This is a genomic window from Niastella sp. sgz303648, assembly GCF_059587045.1.
This window is the reverse complement of sequence record NZ_JCAPSW010000003.1, coordinates 624,900-641,868: the sequence shown is the minus strand read 5'-3', so window position 1 is coordinate 641,868 and position 16,969 is coordinate 624,900. Positions and strand designations below refer to the sequence as shown.

The 16,969-nt window shown below is 42.4% G+C and carries 20 protein-coding genes; 9 read left to right on the top strand and 11 right to left on the bottom strand.

The window, feature by feature from the left end:
* Positions 1–456 precede the first annotated feature (456 nt).
* Positions 457–1,413, top strand: a complete 957-nt coding sequence (locus AC59IL_RS11565; RefSeq protein WP_496552279.1) for a glycosyltransferase family 2 protein — start codon at positions 457–459, stop codon at positions 1,411–1,413.
* Complete coding sequence (locus AC59IL_RS11560) at positions 1,379–2,248, top strand: polysaccharide deacetylase family protein (RefSeq protein WP_496552278.1); 870 nt, start codon at positions 1,379–1,381, stop codon at positions 2,246–2,248. Before AC59IL_RS11565 ends, AC59IL_RS11560 begins: the two co-directional genes overlap by 35 nt.
* Before the next feature lie 88 nt (positions 2,249–2,336).
* Here AC59IL_RS11560 and AC59IL_RS11555 read toward each other — a convergent pair whose 3' ends face one another.
* The 3 genes from AC59IL_RS11555 to AC59IL_RS11545 form a co-directional block, all read right to left on the bottom strand.
* Positions 2,337–2,747: a DUF2251 domain-containing protein gene (locus tag AC59IL_RS11555; RefSeq protein ID WP_496552277.1), complete on the bottom strand. Its 411-nt coding sequence runs from the start codon at positions 2,745–2,747 to the stop codon at positions 2,337–2,339.
* 66 nt (positions 2,748–2,813) lie between these two features.
* Positions 2,814–3,221, bottom strand: coding sequence for a Dabb family protein (locus AC59IL_RS11550; protein ID WP_496552276.1), 408 nt, complete (start codon positions 3,219–3,221; stop codon positions 2,814–2,816).
* 113 nt (positions 3,222–3,334) lie between these two features.
* Positions 3,335–4,717 carry a deoxyguanosinetriphosphate triphosphohydrolase gene (locus tag AC59IL_RS11545; RefSeq protein WP_496552275.1) on the bottom strand — a complete coding sequence of 461 codons (1,383 nt, stop codon included), beginning with the start codon at positions 4,715–4,717 and terminating at the stop codon, positions 3,335–3,337.
* A 195-nt stretch (positions 4,718–4,912) separates the two neighbouring features.
* Here AC59IL_RS11545 and AC59IL_RS11540 point away from each other — a divergent pair, with 195 nt between their 5' ends.
* On the top strand, positions 4,913–5,104 hold the full coding sequence (locus tag AC59IL_RS11540; RefSeq protein ID WP_496552274.1) for a hypothetical protein: 192 nt from the start codon (positions 4,913–4,915) through the stop codon (positions 5,102–5,104).
* Between the two features lie 54 nt (positions 5,105–5,158).
* Here AC59IL_RS11540 and AC59IL_RS11535 read toward each other — a convergent pair whose 3' ends face one another.
* From AC59IL_RS11535 to AC59IL_RS11525, 3 genes are all read right to left on the bottom strand, one after another.
* Positions 5,159–6,952: an acyl-CoA dehydrogenase FadE gene (locus AC59IL_RS11535; protein ID WP_496552273.1), complete on the bottom strand. Its 1,794-nt coding sequence runs from the start codon at positions 6,950–6,952 to the stop codon at positions 5,159–5,161.
* A 167-nt stretch (positions 6,953–7,119) separates the two neighbouring features.
* A complete protein-coding gene (locus AC59IL_RS11530) occupies positions 7,120–7,560 on the bottom strand; it encodes a MarR family winged helix-turn-helix transcriptional regulator (RefSeq protein ID WP_496552272.1) in 441 nt (146 codons plus the stop codon).
* A 144-nt stretch (positions 7,561–7,704) separates the two neighbouring features.
* Positions 7,705–8,358, bottom strand: a complete 654-nt coding sequence (locus AC59IL_RS11525) for a hypothetical protein (protein ID WP_496552271.1) — start codon at positions 8,356–8,358, stop codon at positions 7,705–7,707.
* Positions 8,359–8,542: 184 nt separating this feature from the next.
* Here AC59IL_RS11525 and AC59IL_RS11520 point away from each other — a divergent pair, with 184 nt between their 5' ends.
* From AC59IL_RS11520 to AC59IL_RS11510, 3 genes are all read left to right on the top strand, one after another.
* Positions 8,543–9,358: an alpha/beta fold hydrolase gene (locus AC59IL_RS11520; RefSeq protein WP_496552270.1), complete on the top strand. Its 816-nt coding sequence runs from the start codon at positions 8,543–8,545 to the stop codon at positions 9,356–9,358.
* Positions 9,359–9,378: 20 nt separating this feature from the next.
* On the top strand, positions 9,379–10,530 hold the full coding sequence (locus AC59IL_RS11515) for a glycosyltransferase (protein WP_496552269.1): 1,152 nt from the start codon (positions 9,379–9,381) through the stop codon (positions 10,528–10,530).
* Positions 10,531–10,603: 73 nt separating this feature from the next.
* The gene (locus AC59IL_RS11510; protein WP_496552268.1) at positions 10,604–11,701 is read left to right on the top strand and encodes an ABC transporter permease; all 1,098 of its coding nucleotides are present in this window, start codon (positions 10,604–10,606) and stop codon (positions 11,699–11,701) included.
* A gap of 86 nt (positions 11,702–11,787) precedes the next feature.
* On the opposite strand, the gene AC59IL_RS11505 is transcribed toward AC59IL_RS11510, so the two are convergent.
* Positions 11,788–12,192: a hypothetical protein gene (locus AC59IL_RS11505; RefSeq protein WP_496552267.1), complete on the bottom strand. Its 405-nt coding sequence runs from the start codon at positions 12,190–12,192 to the stop codon at positions 11,788–11,790.
* 90 nt (positions 12,193–12,282) lie between these two features.
* The gene (locus AC59IL_RS11500; RefSeq protein ID WP_496552266.1) at positions 12,283–12,753 is read right to left on the bottom strand and encodes an Lrp/AsnC ligand binding domain-containing protein; all 471 of its coding nucleotides are present in this window, start codon (positions 12,751–12,753) and stop codon (positions 12,283–12,285) included.
* 555 nt (positions 12,754–13,308) lie between these two features.
* Here AC59IL_RS11500 and trmB point away from each other — a divergent pair.
* From trmB to AC59IL_RS11485, 3 genes are read left to right on the top strand one after another with little or no spacing between them, the layout of a single operon-like run.
* Positions 13,309–14,022: a tRNA (guanosine(46)-N7)-methyltransferase TrmB gene (trmB, locus tag AC59IL_RS11495; RefSeq protein ID WP_496552265.1), complete on the top strand. Its 714-nt coding sequence runs from the start codon at positions 13,309–13,311 to the stop codon at positions 14,020–14,022.
* Positions 13,994–14,203, top strand: a complete 210-nt coding sequence (locus AC59IL_RS11490) for a C1orf53 family protein (protein ID WP_496552264.1) — start codon at positions 13,994–13,996, stop codon at positions 14,201–14,203. The genes trmB and AC59IL_RS11490 overlap by 29 nt, the downstream gene beginning before the upstream one ends.
* Positions 14,178–14,576 carry an MGMT family protein gene (locus tag AC59IL_RS11485; RefSeq protein WP_496552263.1) on the top strand — a complete coding sequence of 133 codons (399 nt, stop codon included), beginning with the start codon at positions 14,178–14,180 and terminating at the stop codon, positions 14,574–14,576. The genes AC59IL_RS11490 and AC59IL_RS11485 overlap by 26 nt, the downstream gene beginning before the upstream one ends.
* Before the next feature lie 198 nt (positions 14,577–14,774).
* On the opposite strand, the gene AC59IL_RS11480 is transcribed toward AC59IL_RS11485, so the two are convergent.
* From AC59IL_RS11480 to AC59IL_RS11470, 3 genes are all read right to left on the bottom strand, one after another.
* A complete protein-coding gene (locus AC59IL_RS11480; protein ID WP_496552262.1) occupies positions 14,775–15,785 on the bottom strand; it encodes a zinc-binding alcohol dehydrogenase family protein in 1,011 nt (336 codons plus the stop codon).
* A gap of 50 nt (positions 15,786–15,835) precedes the next feature.
* Entirely contained in the window at positions 15,836–16,309 is a 474-nt protein-coding gene (locus tag AC59IL_RS11475) for a hypothetical protein (protein WP_496552261.1), read from the bottom strand.
* A gap of 75 nt (positions 16,310–16,384) precedes the next feature.
* Positions 16,385–16,966, bottom strand: a complete 582-nt coding sequence (locus tag AC59IL_RS11470) for a DUF420 domain-containing protein (RefSeq protein ID WP_496552260.1) — start codon at positions 16,964–16,966, stop codon at positions 16,385–16,387.
* Positions 16,967–16,969 lie beyond the last annotated feature (3 nt).

Genomic DNA, 16,969 nt, shown 5'->3' with positions numbered 1-16,969 from the left:
GGGTTTTGTTCGGGAAATTACCGAAGCCTTCCTGAGCACTTCCCGAATACTTCCCGAACACTTCTTAGGTAATTCCCCGTATCATCCACCTTCCGGTACTTTCCCCTTACACCAAAAGGAGTTTATTCTTGCTTTATATATCATTCATAATAAACAAATTATGAAATAACGCACTTAAACAGCGGTTGACGCTTGACGTTTTTTTACTATGTCTGGATAAATTTTTGCTTGTTGATATAGGGGAATTACGAAAAAGGCTGTTTTACTATTAGTTATTCAGATGTTAATACCCAATCCAGAGGCGCAATACAAACATGGGAATATCAGCTTGCCAAACGATACTTTGCAGGCATGTTATTCTATTGTCCCAAAAGGTTTCAATTCTTCACGCATTTACCTCTGGTCGAATAACAAAAGCCATCTCATTTTTATTTACCCGAAAAAAACAATGACAGTATGATCAAACTCGTATCTATCGTTGTTCCGGTACATAATGAAAGGGAGAATGTTGTTCTGCTGGCTAAAACTATTAAAAAAATATTTGCCGGATTACGATACCGGTACCGGCTGATCTTTGTTGATGATGGCAGTCAGGATATCACCCTGCTCGAAATAAAAAGGCTGGCCGTACAGGACCCAAACATCAGGTTCATTTCTTTTTCGCGCAACTTCGGCCATCAGGCCGCCATTAAAGCGGGCCTCGACATGGCAGACGGCGATTGCATTATAACCATGGATGGCGATATGCAGCATCCGCCGCATTTAATTCCGAAGTTGCTCGAAAAATGGGAACAGGGCTTCGACGTTGTTTATACTATAAGAAAGGAAGATAAAAAGCTGCCTTTTGTAAAAAGAATCACATCGAACCTGTTTTACCGCATGTTGAACTGGCTCAGTGATATTAAAATCGAAAAAGGCACGGCAGACTTCAGGCTGGTGAACCGGAATGTTGCCAACGCATTGCGCGACCTGCAGGAGTATGAGCCGTTTTTCAGAGGCCTGGTAAAATGGGCGGGTTTTAAACAATACGGCGTGGAGTATGAACCCGAGCAGCGCAAATCGGGAGTATCGAAATATACATCCAAAAAAATGATCCGGTTCGCATTGCAAGGCATCACTTCATTCAGCATCAGGCCTTTATATGCAGCCACCTACATTGGCTTTACTTTTGCAGCTTTATCAACTTTATATATACCTTACGCGCTTTACAGCTATTACTTCGGATATACCATTTCGGGTTGGACTTCAGTAATCGTAACTATTGTTTTTTTCGGCGGTCTTCAATTGATGATTTTAGGCATTATAGGCATATACCTGGGTAAGTTATTCATGCAAAACAAACATCGTCCTGTTTACATCATAAAAGAATCAAACATACATGAGCCGGCAGAGATACATATTGACGAGTTTTGACGTAGAAGAATTTGATATGCCTTCGGAGCATAATCAACATCTTTCTATTTACGAACAAATGGAAACAGGCTTCAAAGGCCTGCAGGCCACCATGTCGGTCATTAATGGCACCGATACTAACTGCACTTTTTTTACAACGGCCCATTTTGCCAACTGGTTTCCCGATAGCATCAAACAAATTTCGCGTAAACACGAAATTGCATCGCATACCTTTTTTCATTCGCATTATCAAACAGCCGATTTGCTGCAAAGCCGGCTGCAGCTTGAAGAAATTACCAATCAGCCTGTTTACGGTTTAAGAATGCCGCGTATGAAGGCCATTCCCATGCAGGACGTAATTAACGCCGGTTACAGCTACGATTCATCTATCAATCCTACGTGGATACCGGGCCGTTATAATAACTTTTCACAGCCCCGAACCGTATACTACGATCAAAATATGTTGCGTGTGCCTGCCTCGGTAAGTCCGCGATTTCGCATTCCGCTGTTCTGGCTGGCGTTTAAAAACATGCCCTACGCTGTTTTCAAACAACTGGCCATAAAAACGCTTCATCACGATGGGTATCTGTGTTTGTATTTTCATCCCTGGGAGTTTACCGATATCTGGGAATTTCGGATTCCCGGTTATGCAAAAAGATGGTCGGGCGAAAAATTACAACATCGCTTATATCGCCTCATTAAAGATCTGAAGACCGAAGGCGAATTTACCACCATGTTTCAAATGCTGTCTGAAACAAAATCATTACAACCCCGCCAGCTGTTGTACCATACGCCGCCGGTTACGCCACCAAAAGCGCTGAAGAAAGAACCACAGGGGTCGATTGTGAAGCCGTAGGCAATGTATCCGTGTTCATATCCGTGCAATTCGTGGCAATATTGTATAAAGTCTACCGCAGATGGACCTAAATTCTGTGGCAAACGGTTCACCTAAAAAACGCTGTCACCATTTCATTGGTCAGCTTTCTTTCACCTTTTGTCCAGATAGAGTTGGGAGGAGGAAATTCACTCAGGCAATAGCCGCCATGGTTATCAAAATCAAATACAGCATGGCAGCAATTATTTATGATGAGCGCACAGCGCAGCCAATCGGTTGACCAGATTATGTTTATAATACCTTTTCGTTGTTCTGCCGGCACTTCTTCAATATTGTAAATGTGCACCGCATCCAGAATATTTTGCTTACCGGTAGCAGGCTCAACTTCTATTGCATAAAAATACCCGGTATCGGTATCATCTTCAAATACCACTGCATAGTTATTCTCATTCGAAGTACTTTCTATAAAAGTATCTTCGCCTGCAGTATATGCCTGGTTGCGTAACAAATATCCTTTCATTGTATTTATTTGAGTTAACAGGTTAACCTGTAAGCCTGTTAACCCGTTAACTTATTAACTTACCAACTACTTCACATCAACTGAATCATACACAATTACCTTGCTCCACAGATGCGAATAATCTTCAACAAATTTCAGATGTATTGGATCCGTTTGATAACTCGCCTGGTCGGTGGCATTGTCGAACATCGTAAACCACGAAACAGCATACGAGCGGTCTATCACATCGCGGTTGGTATCTGCCGGCTGACCAATGTGAAAAGTTTTAATGTTTTTTACCTTCGATAATTTGGTCAGGCCTTCAATAAGTTTAGCGCGATCTTCTTTGCTACCGGTATTCTTTAACCAGAAATAAACATGATGAATGAACTTGTTTTCAATCATAACGGGATCCCCTTTTTCTGCTAAGGTAACCAATCCGGTGGCAACCATGGCTTTACCGGTATTGCTAATAAATTGTCGGCGTGTAGACATGCGTTAAGGTTTTAAAAGCAAGTTAAAACAAAGTCCGAAAGGCGGAAAGTCCGGAAGAAAGAACCTGTGGAGTCACATCTTTCCGATTTTCGGTCTTGCGGACTTCCCGACTTTTAACGTATTTGCGGAAATGCAATTCCGGTGATCTTACGGTATACATCAACTGCATACAGATCGGTCATACCGGCAATAAAATCAACTACCGATTGAATATCGTTGTACAGTTTATTGCGGTCGCCGGTGATGATGAACTGCTGCGATATCAGTTGTAGCAATTTTTGCGATTTGGCAGAAGAAGGATTGATCACCGCTGCAAAAAATTCTTTTAATAAACCACCGATCACATTATAACCGGCAATTTCAATTTCCACCACCGAACGATGGTTGTAAATATGCTCTATTGAAAATTCATCGATCGATTTTATTATCTGCAGTTCCCTTTGGGGCAAATAATCTATCAATGATTTTTGTAATGTGCCCTGCAGTAGGGCATCTTCATTTTGCATAAATACATTGGTAACCCGGTTAAGGAGCAGGTTAATGAGCTTGGCGCGCAAAAACTGCACTTTCTGATTGTGATCATTAATTTCATTAAAGATCTGCTCAACCCTGTCGCGGGCATCGTACCCTTCTTCATTATCAAAAAACGATAAAAAGAGGTCTTTAATAGTATCAATAGAAATGATATTTAACCGGTGGGCATCTTCAAAATCAATGATGCGATAACAAATATCATCCGCGGCTTCAACAAGGTATACAAAAGGATGGCGGGCGTATATGTTTTTATGCTCATCGAGGCGGGGAATGCCCAGATCTTTAGCGATGTATTGATAGGTAGCAATCTCTGAATCGAAAAATCCTGATTTTTTGGTAACCAGCTGTTGCTTATAAAAACCACTGGCCGAGTCGGAAGGATATTTAATAATTGAAGCCAATGTAGCATAAGTTAATCGAAAACCACCCGGCGCTTTTTCATTAAAACTGTGTGTAAGGGTGCGAAAGGCATTGGCATTTCCTTCAAAAAAAAGAAAATCGCGTTGCTGGTTATAGCTCAGCAACTCAGCAAATTGTTGTTGAGCATCTCCCGTTAATTCCCTGAAAAAAGTGCGAATGGCATCTTCGCCCGAATGGCCAAAGGGCGGGTTGCCGATGTCGTGCGCCAGGCAACCGGCGGCAATTACTGAAGGCAGTTCATATTTGTAAAACTCCCTGAAGTTTTCTTCGGCATTGTTATATTTCTGCACTATGGCATCACCTACGGCCTTTCCGAGTGAACGCCCTACCGATGCAACCTCAAGACTGTGCGTTAACCGGTTATGAACAAAAACAGGTCCGGGCAAAGGAAAAACCTGTGTTTTATTCTGGAGCCGCCTGAAGGCAGAGGAAAAAATAAGCCGGTCGTAATCGCGCAAAAAAGAAGTACGGATGGCATCGGTGTATGCCGTTTTATGTTCAGAACCGCTTCGTTTAGTGCTGTAGAGTTGCTGCCAGTTCATAAGCGACAAAAATAGTCGGAAAAAGTGGGAATGCTGCTGTTCAAAGCCATCATCGCCGCCCCAAAAACATCATATTCATCAGTAAAAACCCTTATAATTTTTGCACAATCCTGCCTGATTTTTCACAAAAATTAGCATTATTGACCGTTGGTGAGTATTTTGAATATGAAATTCGTACCTCAAAATCTATATGCTATGCGATTCGTTCCCTTTTTAAACAGTTTATTAGTTGTAGGCTTTCTGGCCGTTGTAACAGCCACTGTTTTAATGATGGCAAGCACCGGGTACATTGATAAAGTTTCCCATACCTGCTTCATACTGCATGCCGCCAATGGTTTTTTGCTGCTGGCGCGGGCTGCTTTTAAAACTGAGGAAGTCGAGGCATAAAAAAAGCCTTCTGCCAAAAGGCAAAAGGCCAATTATATAACTACCCGTTGAAGTTTACAAAGGATACCTGTTATCGCTGATCAGCTTTTGAGCAATGCGGCGTTTGGCTTCTTTGCTGTTGAAAGGTTCTACTTTCGTAAAGCGTTTCAACCCCAGCAACATCATCCGCTGCTCATCTCCATCAGCAAATGCATTTATAGCATCTTTACCATGTTTGTTAATGATGTCGGCTGCATCGTATAACCAGGTTCTTGTTACATCGAGCTCAAATGCGGCGGCGGCTTCTCCTTTCCGTTCAACCAGTTTCATGGCGCGCAACAGAGCGCTTTCGGCCACAAATGTTTGAATGGCCATATCGGCAATATGCATCAGAATTTCCTGCTCGTTTTCAATCTTCATCATCAGTTTTTGAACAGCGGCGCCGGCCGTCATTAAAATGGCCTTTTTAAAGTTGGCGATAATTTTTTTCTCTTTTGCAAATGCTTCTTCATCACTGCTGCCAAAATCAGGAATGCTCATCAGTTCTTTTTGCACACTCATTGCAGACCCCATCAAATCGAGTCTTCCCTTCATAGCGCGCTTCAGCACCATGTCAACCGTTAACAGCCGGTTTATTTCATTGGTACCTTCGTAAATACGGTTGATGCGGCTATCGCGATATGCTTTTGAAATAACGTACTCGTCGCTGAACCCGTTACCGCCGTGTATCTGAACGCCTTCATCGGCAATAAAATCAAGTGTTTCGCTACCAAATACTTTCAGCATGGCGCACTCAATGGCATATTCTTCGGCACCGCCCAATACCGCTTCACTAAACGATTTGCCGGCGCTCAGCAGTTCGTGTTCTTTATCGTCGATCCATTTGGCTGTGCGATACAGCGCACTTTCGCATACCCACATGGTGATGGCCATTTCGGCCAGTTTGTTTTTTATAGCGCCGAAACTGGCGATGGGTGTTTTAAACTGTTCGCGCGTATTGGCGTATTGTATAGTGGTAGTAGTAGCACGTTTGGCGCCGCCCAGTGCAGCAGCACATAATTTTAAACGGCCTATGTTAAGAATGTTGAATGCAATGATGTGGCCTTTACCAACTTCGCCCAGTACATTTTCAACCGGCACTTTGCAATCCTGAAAGTAGAGCTGTACGGTAGACGATCCTTTAATGCCCATTTTATGTTCTTCGGCGCCCTGTGTAAATCCGGGATAACCTCTTTCAACAATAAATGCGGTGAACTTGTCGCCATCAACCTTGGCAAATACAGTATACACATCGGCAAAACCACCATTGGTGATCCAGCATTTTTGTCCGTTCAATAAATAATGCTTTCCATCATCACTCAGTTTGGCGGTGGTTTTGGCTCCCAGCGCATCACTGCCGCTGTTAGGTTCGGTAAGTCCGTAAGCGCCTTTCCATTCGCCGGTTGCCAGTTTGGGAATATATTTTTCTTTTTGTTGTTCGGTTCCGAAATATAAAATAGGCAAGGTGCCAATACCCATATGCGCCGAAACGGCTACGCTGAATGAAAATCCGCCACCAAGTCCTTCGCCTACGAGATTAGAGGTAATAAAATCTTTTCCCAGCCCGCCATATTGTTCAGGAATCGAAGCGCCCAGCAAGCCCTGTTCACCGGCTTTGGTAACCAGTGAAGGCATCAAACCGGGTTCAAGTTTATCGATCCGTTCAAGAATAGGTAAAACTTCTGCCTCTAAAAAAGAAGCACACATATCTTTTACCATTTGCTGTTCTTCGGAAAAATCTTCGGGGATGAAGGTTTCAAATGGGGAACTTTCCTTTATCAGCCATTCGCCTCCTTTGAGTATATTTTTTTGTTGGGTCGTGGTGCTCATAAAAAAGTATTTATGTTGAACTGATATTATTGTCAATGGTGAATAGTCAATTGTGAATGGTCAATAGCTATCTCAGTATCTTATACCTTGTGAACTAATTAACCTGTTAACTTGCCAACTTTTTAACTCGTGAATTTTTTAACTTGTTAACTCGTCAACTTGTCAACCTATTTCAAATTATCATACACAATCTGCAATACCTCGCGGCATACGTCTATACGGTCGGGTGATACCCCTTCAAGGGCTTCGTTCAGTGTTTCGTTGGCCAGTTCCATGCTTTGGTCCTGTAGTTTCTGTGCCTGTTTGGTTAAATAAATCATGTTCATGCGCCGATCCGATTCACTAGGTACGCGTTTTACCAGCTGTAATTTTTCGAGATTATCTACCAGCCGTGTTATACTGGGTTTGTCGCGAAATGTGGCATTGCACAATTCCTGCTGACTAATGCCGTCCTGTTTCCATAAATGATATAACACGCTCCACTGCTCAATGGTTACATTTAACCCGGCCGCATTGAACTTTTTTTGCAGCCGCCTGGCAATGGCAGTGGATGCTTTTCCGGTAATAAAACTGTATAATTCGCCTCTCTTGAATTGGTTGTTTGACATATAGTTGTTTATACAACTATTCAAATCTAACATTTTTGCTCCATTTGTGCAAGTTTTTTCAGCAGCAATTTTTTGTTAAGAAACAAATTGCTGATAATGGCTTGCCCCTGCTTGAGTTGCGGTGGTGATGGCCTGGCCGCCGGTTCAGCGATTGGTGAATGCTATTGAGGTTTTGGTAGTTTTTATAGTGGTCAGCTTATCTTCACCCCACAATTTTTGAATATCCATATTCAATAAGATAACCGAAATGTGAACGCTGGTATTTTGCTGTATCGCCTGCAGCCCCTGCACTACCTGCTGCTTCAACAGTTTTTTGCCCGTCCAACGGCGCCATTTGATCACAACCGTATAATCTGCCGTATCGGAGTGTTTGTATACAAACGGTTCGCCATTGGGCAACATCCAGGTTTTTGCTACTGAATCGATCAACACAGAGTCGGCCCGCTTAAATTTTTCCTGTTTATTTAAATTTTTAAGAAATGTGACCCGGTTATAAGAACAGGCATTTTTAGTTTCCGGCATGATAATTAATCGCCCTTCTTTATCAAACACGTTTATATCAGAACTGCCAAATGTAAAGTTGCTAAAAAACCCATCGTAAGTTGATACAACCAGCGGATACCGGCCAATGTGTACCGACTGCAGCACATTGCTGATGCTTTTTTCTTCTTCGGGTTTTGGCTTTTTAAATCCGTATACAAGATAAATTACAGGCTTGCACGAACTCATTACACTGCAGCAAATGATAATGGTAAGATATGCCTTTGCATATGCTTTCAGGTTGTTTTTGAAAAACATAAATGGGAAGATGTAACCTTGTTAATAATGTGCAGCAGTACTCAAACTTAATATATCCTTATCGCATAAACGAATATTTAATTTACCATTAACATTTTTGTAACCAATGTAAAAATACGGGCAGATGCAGTAAGGTTGCCGCCACCTGGCAAAACCCTGCCGGTTTTTGTTATTTTTGTGCCGCATGCAAACAGGCACTTTTATTTACCGTTCATCGCAACTGCATTATTGCCGGTTTGGCGCCGGCAAAAAAATGCTGATATGTTTGCATGGCTATGGCGAGTCGGAACAATCATTTCATTTTCTTGAAAGCCATCTTCCAGGCGATTACACGCTTTTTGCCATAGATTTCCCCTTTCATGGAAAAACACAATGGAAAGAAGGCCTGCATTTTAGCATAACCGATTTACTGGCTATTATTAACGGCATTTGTTCAAAACATGGCTGTGAAGCATCGGGATTTACGCTGCTGGGGTTTAGTATGGGCGGAAGGGTAGCCTTGCATCTGCTGCAGGCCATTCCCGAACAAATTGAAAAAGTAATTCTGCTGGCGCCCGATGGTTTGAAAGTAAATTTCTGGTACTGGCTGGCTACGCAAACCCTTATTGGTAACCGCCTTTTTGGTTTTACCATGAAGCATCCGCAATGGTTCTTTTCATTGCTGCAGGCAGGCAACCGCCTTAAACTGATCAACCAAAGCGTGGTTAAATTCACGCGTTATTATATTCATGATACCCAGGCGCGACGGTTATTGTACGAAAGATGGACCAGTATGCGGTTGATCAAACCCGATCTTGCATTGATAAAAAAGGTAATTTGTGCGCACCGGGTACCGGTTCGTTTACTATACGGGCAGTTCGACCGCATTATACGGTTTGAAAGAGGAGAAAAATTTCGCAATGGTATTGAATCTTTCTGTACGTTGCACATTATTCAATCAGGGCACCAGGTGTTACAGGAAAAAAATGCGAATCAGATTGTAGAATTAATTCAATCATAATCTATAGCCAAACTAATTGAATGATGCCGTTTTTCCTCTTTGTGTTTTTTTTATTGATGGTGTCCTATGCGGTGCTGATCGCCTATTATCACAAAGCATGGAACCGGATGCCCGAATTTGTTTTACCCGAAAAACAACCATCTGTTTTCATTTCGGTTATAGTGGCTGCGCGTAATGAAGAAAACAATATTCAGCAACTGCTGCAGTCGTTATACCAGCAGCAATACGCCAAACATTTATACGAAGTAATTATTGTAGATGATCATTCAACCGATAACACCTGGGCATTGTTGCAGCAAAGCAGCTTTGAAAATCTTCAATTAAAAACCATCAGGCTTGAAGAACATGTAACCAATCAAAATGCTATTGTTTCCTATAAGAAAAAGGCAATTGAAACGGGCATTCATGCTGCAGCCGGAGCTCTGATCATAACCACCGATGCCGATTGCCGTTTTAACCCGCTATGGTTGCAAACAATAGCCGCTTTTTACGAAACAAACCAGGCAAAGTTTATTGCTGCCCCGGTAACGTATACCACCAACAAAACCCTGCTGTCGGTTTTTCAAACGCTCGACTTTTTAACACTGCAGGGTATTACCGCTGCTTCGGTGTACAAACGATTTCACTCCATGTGCAACGGCGCCAACCTGGCCTATGAAAAAGCGGCGTTTCATGAAGTAAACGGTTTTGATAATATCGATACCATTGCTTCGGGCGACGATATGTTGTTAATGCACAAGATATTTAGCCGCTACCCCAATAATGTATTCTATTTAAAAAGCCGTGAGGCCATTGTTACCACTGAGCCGGCTGCCGGCTGGAAGCAATTTTTTCATCAACGCATACGATGGGCAAGCAAGGCCGACCGGTATGATGATAAGCGCATTTTTTGGGTGTTGTTGCTGGTTTATTTGTTAAATGTATTTTTTCTGGCAGGTGTAGTTGCTTCATTATTTAAAAGCATCTGGCTATTTTTTGTATTGCTGCTGTTATTGGCAAAAGTATTGATCGAATTTCCGTTTGTAAATTCAGTGGCTATCTTTTTTGGTCAGCAGCGGTTAATGAAGTACTTTCCTTTTTTACAACCACTGCATATTACATATACAATTATTGCCGGCTGGCTGGGAAAGTTTGGTTCATACGAATGGAAAGGGCGGCGAATAAAAAAATAAAACCTGTTACAGGTTACAAGTTTCAGGTTATAGTATTTCCCTGAAATCTGCAACCTGAAACCTGAAACAAAATATGACAACTGCCACCAAAAGAACAATCTGGCGGCGACTGCAAAAAAACAAAGGCGCACTAATAGGTATCATAATTATTGCTCTGGCCATATTAGTAGCGGTTTTTGCGTATTTGCTGGCGCCGGATGGCTCGCCCGATGCCAACAGAATGGTGGTGGAAATTGGTGGTCAAAAACCGGGTTATACGCAGCTATTCCTTCAATTGCCGAAAGAACGAAAAATAAAACCCACTCCTTTTTTTAAACAATTACTATCCGGCGCCGAAGACAAATACCAGTACATACCCATTAAGAGCCATAAGCTGCAGGGCGATAGTTTGATAATTGAAAAATACATCGATGAAGGCCTTTATGAAAGAATGGCCCTGCCGCTTACACAAACGCGCTGGCAGGAAGGTTCCGCTTCGGGGCCCTATAAAGTTGTTTCAAAGAAATTCAGATTGGGCACCGATAAATATGGCCGTGATATTTTAAGCAGGTTACTGGTAGGTGTTCGGGTAAGCCTTGGTGTTGGATTGGTTACCATTGTTATTTCTTTAAGTATTGGTGTTTTGCTGGGCGCCCTGGCCGGTTATTTCAGAGGCCGTACCGATGATGCGATTATGTGGTTCATTAATGTAATCTGGAGCATACCAACCTTGTTGCTGGTATTTGCCATTACGCTTGTTTTGGGAAAAGGCTTCTGGCAGGTATTTGTTGCCATAGGATTAACCATGTGGGTAAGTGTTGCCCGCATTATACGCGGACAGGTTTTAAGCGTTCGTGAACTGGAATATGTTGAGGCTGCTCGGGCACTTGGTTTTTCGCATACGCGAATTATACTGCGGCATGTTCTTCCCAATGTTTTGGGGCCGGTAATGGTAGTGGCTGCTTCGAACTTTGCTTCGGCGATCGTTATTGAGGCCGGTTTAAGTTTTTTGGGAGTAGGTGTGCAACCACCGCAACCAAGCTGGGGGTTAATGATAAAGGAAAACTATAATTTCATTATTACGCATAATCCTATGCTGGCACTTGCACCCGGCTTTGCTATTATGTTGCTGGTGCTTGCATTCAATATGCTGGGAAATGGTTTGCGCGATGCGCTGCAGGTGAAAGAATAACAGGTTACAGGTTTCAAGTTGCAGGTTACATGATACATGTATTTCCTTGCAACATGAAACCTGCTCCGTCGAAGCGGGGTAACAAATTATTTTCCAGAGAACCGGTAGCTACCCGACCACTTATTGGTATTACAGCTTTTTGATGTAACTGTAATTTCGCAAATACAGGTTACGCCGGTAGGTGTATTCGTAATAGTAAAGCTGTTGCTCGACAAGCCATCGCGTGTTTCGGTAAAGAAAGGAGTTGAATTTGATTCTGTTCGTGCTGTTACCTGAATGCTAACGCCCGAAGAAGGCATGCCATCTGTAATGTTTACGATCAGCGGAAATGAAGTTCCGGGAGCAGGAGGATCAACGGTACCTACAGCAGGCGTGGTGGTTACTTTAATTTCTGCTTCACCGCATCCGCCGCCATTTTTATTTTTTTTACAGGCAGGAGATACAGCAAATAACATGAGCACGGCCATACCAAGCAGGATAGTTTTTTTCATAGTAGTAAAGATATAGGTTTGAAAATACTTTATTCTAACGCTACAAACAGCAAATTCTGCAAATACTTATTAATATTAGAAAAAATAATACTACGGAGTAAACACCTGCACATTACGGGTAAAGCTCTCTTCCAATGAAATAAAGGTTTCAGTTCGTTCAATTCCCTTTATCTTTTGTAATTCATCGTGTAACACAAACCGTAATTGATTAATATCTTTACAAACTACCTCGGCAAACATGCTGTAATTACCTGTTGTGTAATTCAATCGTACAATTTCGGGGATACGCTGCAATTCTTTGGCTACAAAATCATACAGGGAGCTCTTCTCAAGATATATGCCAATAAATGCAATTACGTCGTATCCGAGCTGTTTAAGGTCAACATTTAATTTAGTACCTTTGACAATACCTGCTTCCTGCAATTTTTTTATACGTACATGAATAGTACCTCCGGAAACGAATAGCTTCTTACCAAGGTCTGCATAAGAAACCTCAGCATTATCCATCATTTCGTGGATGATCTGTAAATCCAGTTTATCTAAATTCAATTTAGCTGCCATTTTTGCAATCGTTTTTTGTACAAATTTCAAGTAAGTCCACAAATATTTATATATTATCGAAACTTTCCAAATTTCTATTGAATAATTTACAATATTTATAGGTATTTCTTTAATATTGCTATGAAATAGCTCTTTAAACAGCGACAAATACTGTGGGATGATGGAACTTTCGGCAGACATGCCCTCTTGTCTCGGGGGTGGGGAACTCGGATAAATCATGCTTTTAGCTCGGCTAACGTCCCCGTGGAGGTTCGAATCCTCCTCCTACAGCAGCGTTTTTCTCATGTGTTTTTAAAATTGTGGAGTGATGGAACTTGGCAGACATGCCCTCTTGTCTCGGGGGTGGGGAGTTCGGGATAAACGTAGTGTAATGCCGGTTTAAGCAATTAAGCCGACTGGGGTTGACCACCACAGAATTGCGCTATGGCTAACTGCCCCGTGGAGGTTCGAACCCTCCCTCTACAGCAAAAAGCCCTCCGAATATCGGGGGCTTTTTTATTTGATCTATCTCCTACTCTTTTTTCCCTTCTCTTTCTCTCCTATTTTTGCCGCCTCATGGGTCAAAAGAAATTACAACGCTTTGCTGAAGTAAGCACCTTTACCAATGTGCTGCAATACCCCGAAAATATGCCGGGTAACTGGAAGAACTTCTTTCATAACAATAATGACATTACCCTTGAACTGGCCTGTGGCAAGGGAGAATACGCGGTTGGACTGGGCCGTTTGCATCCTGAACGCAATTTCCTGGGAGTTGATTTAAAAGGCAATCGCATTTGGGTGGGCGCCAAAAAAGCGCTGCAGGAAAATTTAACCAATGTTGGTTTTTTGCGTACCCAAATCGATCGTATCGCCGCCTACTTTGCCCCCGGTGAAGTGTCTGAAATATGGCTCACCTTTCCCGATCCGCAGTTGCGAACATCAAAAGCAAGGAAACGGCTAACGCACCCAAAATTTCTAAGGCTGTATCAACAAATACTTAAACCGGGTGGTTATATTCACCTGAAAACCGATTCGCCCAGCTTGTATCGTTTTACAAAATGGGTAATTGAATTATACGACCTTACGGTGGTGCAGGATATTGAAGATGTATATGCCTCAGCAACGGTGAGCGAAACCCTGAAAATAAAAACGCATTACGAAAGTCTGGATATAGCACAAAGCAACAGGGTACATTATTTACAATTCATGCTGCCGGCCACTCCTTTACCCGATAAAGATGAAGCTTTAAAACTTTTATTACTTGAAGAAGAAACTGACCGAAGGAGTTGATTTTTATTATAACGAGCAGGGCTATATGGTGCTCACCCAACAATATCATCTCGAACGGGGCTATTGTTGCGGAAACGGATGCCGGCATTGTCCGTTTCATTATGTAAATGTTTCTGAACCCCGCAAAAGCGAATTACTCAGTAAACTGAATCAGGATGGCAACACCCAAAAAGAACAATAAGCCGGTAAGAGAAAAACTGAAATCGGTTACTCCTTCGGGCAAAAAAGACGATACGTTTTTTGAACTGGTGTTTGAAGTAACCCGCCAGATACCTAAGGGTCGTGTTACATCGTATGGGGCAATTGCAGCCTGTTTGGGCACCAAACTATCGGCCCGTATGGTTGGATGGGCCATGCACGCAGCAGGATCCGTAAAGCCTAAAGTACCAGCACACCGCGTTGTAAACCGCAATGGCATGCTTAGTGGTAAACATCATTTTAACCCACCTTCCAAAATGGAAGCCTTATTAAAGAAAGAGGGCATTAAAGTAAAGAACGATACGGTGGTTGATTTTAAAAAGCTGTTCTGGGACCCTTCTACTGAATTAATATAGCTATTTACGGTTTGTGATCGCTGCCCGTCGTTAGTTTGTGGTTTGAGGTTTGTAGTTTGTGGTTGCTGCCGCGATTTATAGTCTCTGATTCATTTTCAAACTAAACTTTTAACCTATCAACTTTTCAACCTGTAAACCTGTTAATCATTCAACTTCCTTCTACATTCAGCATTCAACATTCATTATTCAATATTTCAACTACAACTCAACCATCGCCTTAATCACACCAGTCTCCGGCTTCAGCCAGCCTGCAAATTCGGTCTTCACATTTTCGAATAAAACGCGGTGCGTAATGTAGGTGGCAGGATTTACAAGGCCTTTTTTCATGCTTTGCATTACCAGCGAAAAATCTTCTTTAGTAGCATTACGGCTGCTCATCAAAGTAGCCTCGCGCTTATGAAACTCGGGATGCGAAAAACAGATCTCGTTCTTTTGCAATCCTACCAATACATACCGGGCACCATGCGCCATATACTGAAATGCATTGTTGATGGCCTTTAAACTGCCCGTAGCATCTATTACTACAGTAGGCATGTCGTTACCGGTAATTTGCTGCAAACGTTGCAGTACATTGTTAGTAGCAGCATTTATGGTGTGTGCCACTTTTAATTTCTCCCGGCAAAATGATAGCCGCTGTTCATTAATATCCATGGCAATTACATGGGCGCCGGCAATGCGCGCAAATTCCATAATACCTAATCCGATAGGCCCTGCCCCAATTACAAGCACATATTCGCCGGGTTGTACACCTGCCCTGCGAACGCCATGCGCCCCAATGGCCAGCGGCTCAACCAGTGCCAGCTCTTCAAAGCTCAATCCTTCGCCATGCAATAAGGAATATGACGGAACTACGAGGTATTCGCGCATGCCTCCATCGACATGAACACCACAAACATTGATGCTGGTGCAGCAATTAGGCTTTCCGTTCCGGCAGGCAATGCATGTTCCGCAATTAAAATACGGAATGATGGTAACACGTTCTCCCGATTCAAATCCCGGTGCATCGCCTTCTACAAATTCGGCTGCCAGTTCGTGACCCAATATGCGGGGATAATTAAAAAATGGCTGTGTGCCTTCATAGGCATGCAGGTCGGTACCACAAATGCCTATGCGTTTTATTTTCAGTAATGATTGTCCTTTTTGCCAAACCGGTTGCCCTGCATCCTGATATTCAAGCTCGCCGGGCGTAATACATACCAATTGTTTCATGGTGAATTGTCAATGGTGAATAGTGAATAAATACTTTATACTTTATCAAGCTATGCATTTCCACCTTCAAGTTGCGCCACTTCTTTTACATTCAGGTTCAGCAACAAAATAATATTTCCTTTCCGTGGCGTGAACGTAATCATAATCAATATATGCACAATTGCGAGGGCGAAAAACGCAAAGTTGCCCGATAATAAAAACCCAATATTAGCTAACAATCCCGGACCTTCTATCATGGCCCACCATATAATGCAGGCCGAGCGGTATTGATCCATTCTTTTATCGGCCGGTTGTGTACTGTTGCGGGCTGCAAATATTCTGCGTTTAAAAATATTAAACCCGGCCAGTATACAGCTTAACGACAGCACTATACAAATCACCTGAAATGTACGTTGAAACGATTCACCGGTTAAAGATGAAGCACGTTTTAATACCACTACCAGCGATACCATGGCAAATAAAAACATGCCAATGAGTAAGGCGAGATGAAGGATTTTTAAAACTTTGAAAGCGTTGGGCTTCATGATGGTGAATAGTCAATGATCAATGGTGAATATCGTTGCGCTTTAAAACCCGTTTCCATTTCGCTCATCAAAACATTAATAATATGGACTGATAAGCAAATACACCAGTACGCCGGTTACAGAAACATACAACCATACAGGCCAGGTATAGCGTGCCAGTTTTTTATGTTTGGGCCATTCGCCGATCAAAGCGCGATAAGCAGTGTATAAAACAAAAGGCAGAATAATACCCGCCAGCGGAATATGAGTGGCAAGAATGATAAAGTAAAGAGTTCTTTTGGGGCCGGCCAACAATTTTTCTTCATCACTTAAGATGCCATCGTGATTAATATCGCCAAACCGGGTTTCACCGGCAAACAAATGATGACAGATATAGGATACCAGGAAAATAACCGATAAAACCAGCGCGGTGATCATAATGCGCTTATGCTGCAGGTATTTACCTTGTCTTACTACTGCGAGGCCGGCCAGTAATAAAATGGTTACTATTGAATTTATAACCGCATTCAGCTGTGCAAATAAATGAACGTTAAAACCCAGATCAACATCGAGCTTTATGCGGCTTAATAAAACCACAGCTGCAAATACCACGAAAGAAAAAACAAGTATGAGCCAATTGGCCTGTTTATCGTTTTTTGCCAGTACAGGAGGTAGCATATT

What these genes read in the sequence shown, in the direction of transcription:
- AC59IL_RS11515 (WP_496552269.1), top strand. Translation starts at nt 9,379, where the DNA reads ATGATGCCGTTTTTCCTCTTTGTGTTTTTTTTATTGATGGTGTCCTAT.
- AC59IL_RS11470 (WP_496552260.1), bottom strand. Translation starts at nt 16,966, where the DNA reads ATGCTACCTCCTGTACTGGCAAAAAACGATAAACAGGCCAATTGGCTC.
- AC59IL_RS11555 (WP_496552277.1), bottom strand. Translation starts at nt 2,747, where the DNA reads ATGAAAGGATATTTGTTACGCAACCAGGCATATACTGCAGGCGAAGAT.
- AC59IL_RS11520 (WP_496552270.1), top strand. Translation starts at nt 8,543, where the DNA reads ATGCAAACAGGCACTTTTATTTACCGTTCATCGCAACTGCATTATTGC.
- AC59IL_RS11560 (WP_496552278.1), top strand. Translation starts at nt 1,379, where the DNA reads ATGAGCCGGCAGAGATACATATTGACGAGTTTTGACGTAGAAGAATTT.
- AC59IL_RS11505 (WP_496552267.1), bottom strand. Translation starts at nt 12,192, where the DNA reads ATGAAAAAAACTATCCTGCTTGGTATGGCCGTGCTCATGTTATTTGCT.
- AC59IL_RS11500 (WP_496552266.1), bottom strand. Translation starts at nt 12,753, where the DNA reads ATGGCAGCTAAATTGAATTTAGATAAACTGGATTTACAGATCATCCAC.
- AC59IL_RS11525 (WP_496552271.1), bottom strand. Translation starts at nt 8,358, where the DNA reads ATGTTTTTCAAAAACAACCTGAAAGCATATGCAAAGGCATATCTTACC.
- AC59IL_RS11480 (WP_496552262.1), bottom strand. Translation starts at nt 15,785, where the DNA reads ATGAAACAATTGGTATGTATTACGCCCGGCGAGCTTGAATATCAGGAT.
- AC59IL_RS11510 (WP_496552268.1), top strand. Translation starts at nt 10,604, where the DNA reads ATGACAACTGCCACCAAAAGAACAATCTGGCGGCGACTGCAAAAAAAC.
- AC59IL_RS11530 (WP_496552272.1), bottom strand. Translation starts at nt 7,560, where the DNA reads ATGTCAAACAACCAATTCAAGAGAGGCGAATTATACAGTTTTATTACC.
- trmB (WP_496552265.1), top strand. Translation starts at nt 13,309, where the DNA reads ATGGGTCAAAAGAAATTACAACGCTTTGCTGAAGTAAGCACCTTTACC.
- AC59IL_RS11545 (WP_496552275.1), bottom strand. Translation starts at nt 4,717, where the DNA reads ATGAACTGGCAGCAACTCTACAGCACTAAACGAAGCGGTTCTGAACAT.
- AC59IL_RS11550 (WP_496552276.1), bottom strand. Translation starts at nt 3,221, where the DNA reads ATGTCTACACGCCGACAATTTATTAGCAATACCGGTAAAGCCATGGTT.
- AC59IL_RS11475 (WP_496552261.1), bottom strand. Translation starts at nt 16,309, where the DNA reads ATGAAGCCCAACGCTTTCAAAGTTTTAAAAATCCTTCATCTCGCCTTA.
- AC59IL_RS11535 (WP_496552273.1), bottom strand. Translation starts at nt 6,952, where the DNA reads ATGAGCACCACGACCCAACAAAAAAATATACTCAAAGGAGGCGAATGG.
- AC59IL_RS11485 (WP_496552263.1), top strand. Translation starts at nt 14,178, where the DNA reads ATGGCAACACCCAAAAAGAACAATAAGCCGGTAAGAGAAAAACTGAAA.
- AC59IL_RS11540 (WP_496552274.1), top strand. Translation starts at nt 4,913, where the DNA reads ATGCGATTCGTTCCCTTTTTAAACAGTTTATTAGTTGTAGGCTTTCTG.
- AC59IL_RS11565 (WP_496552279.1), top strand. Translation starts at nt 457, where the DNA reads ATGATCAAACTCGTATCTATCGTTGTTCCGGTACATAATGAAAGGGAG.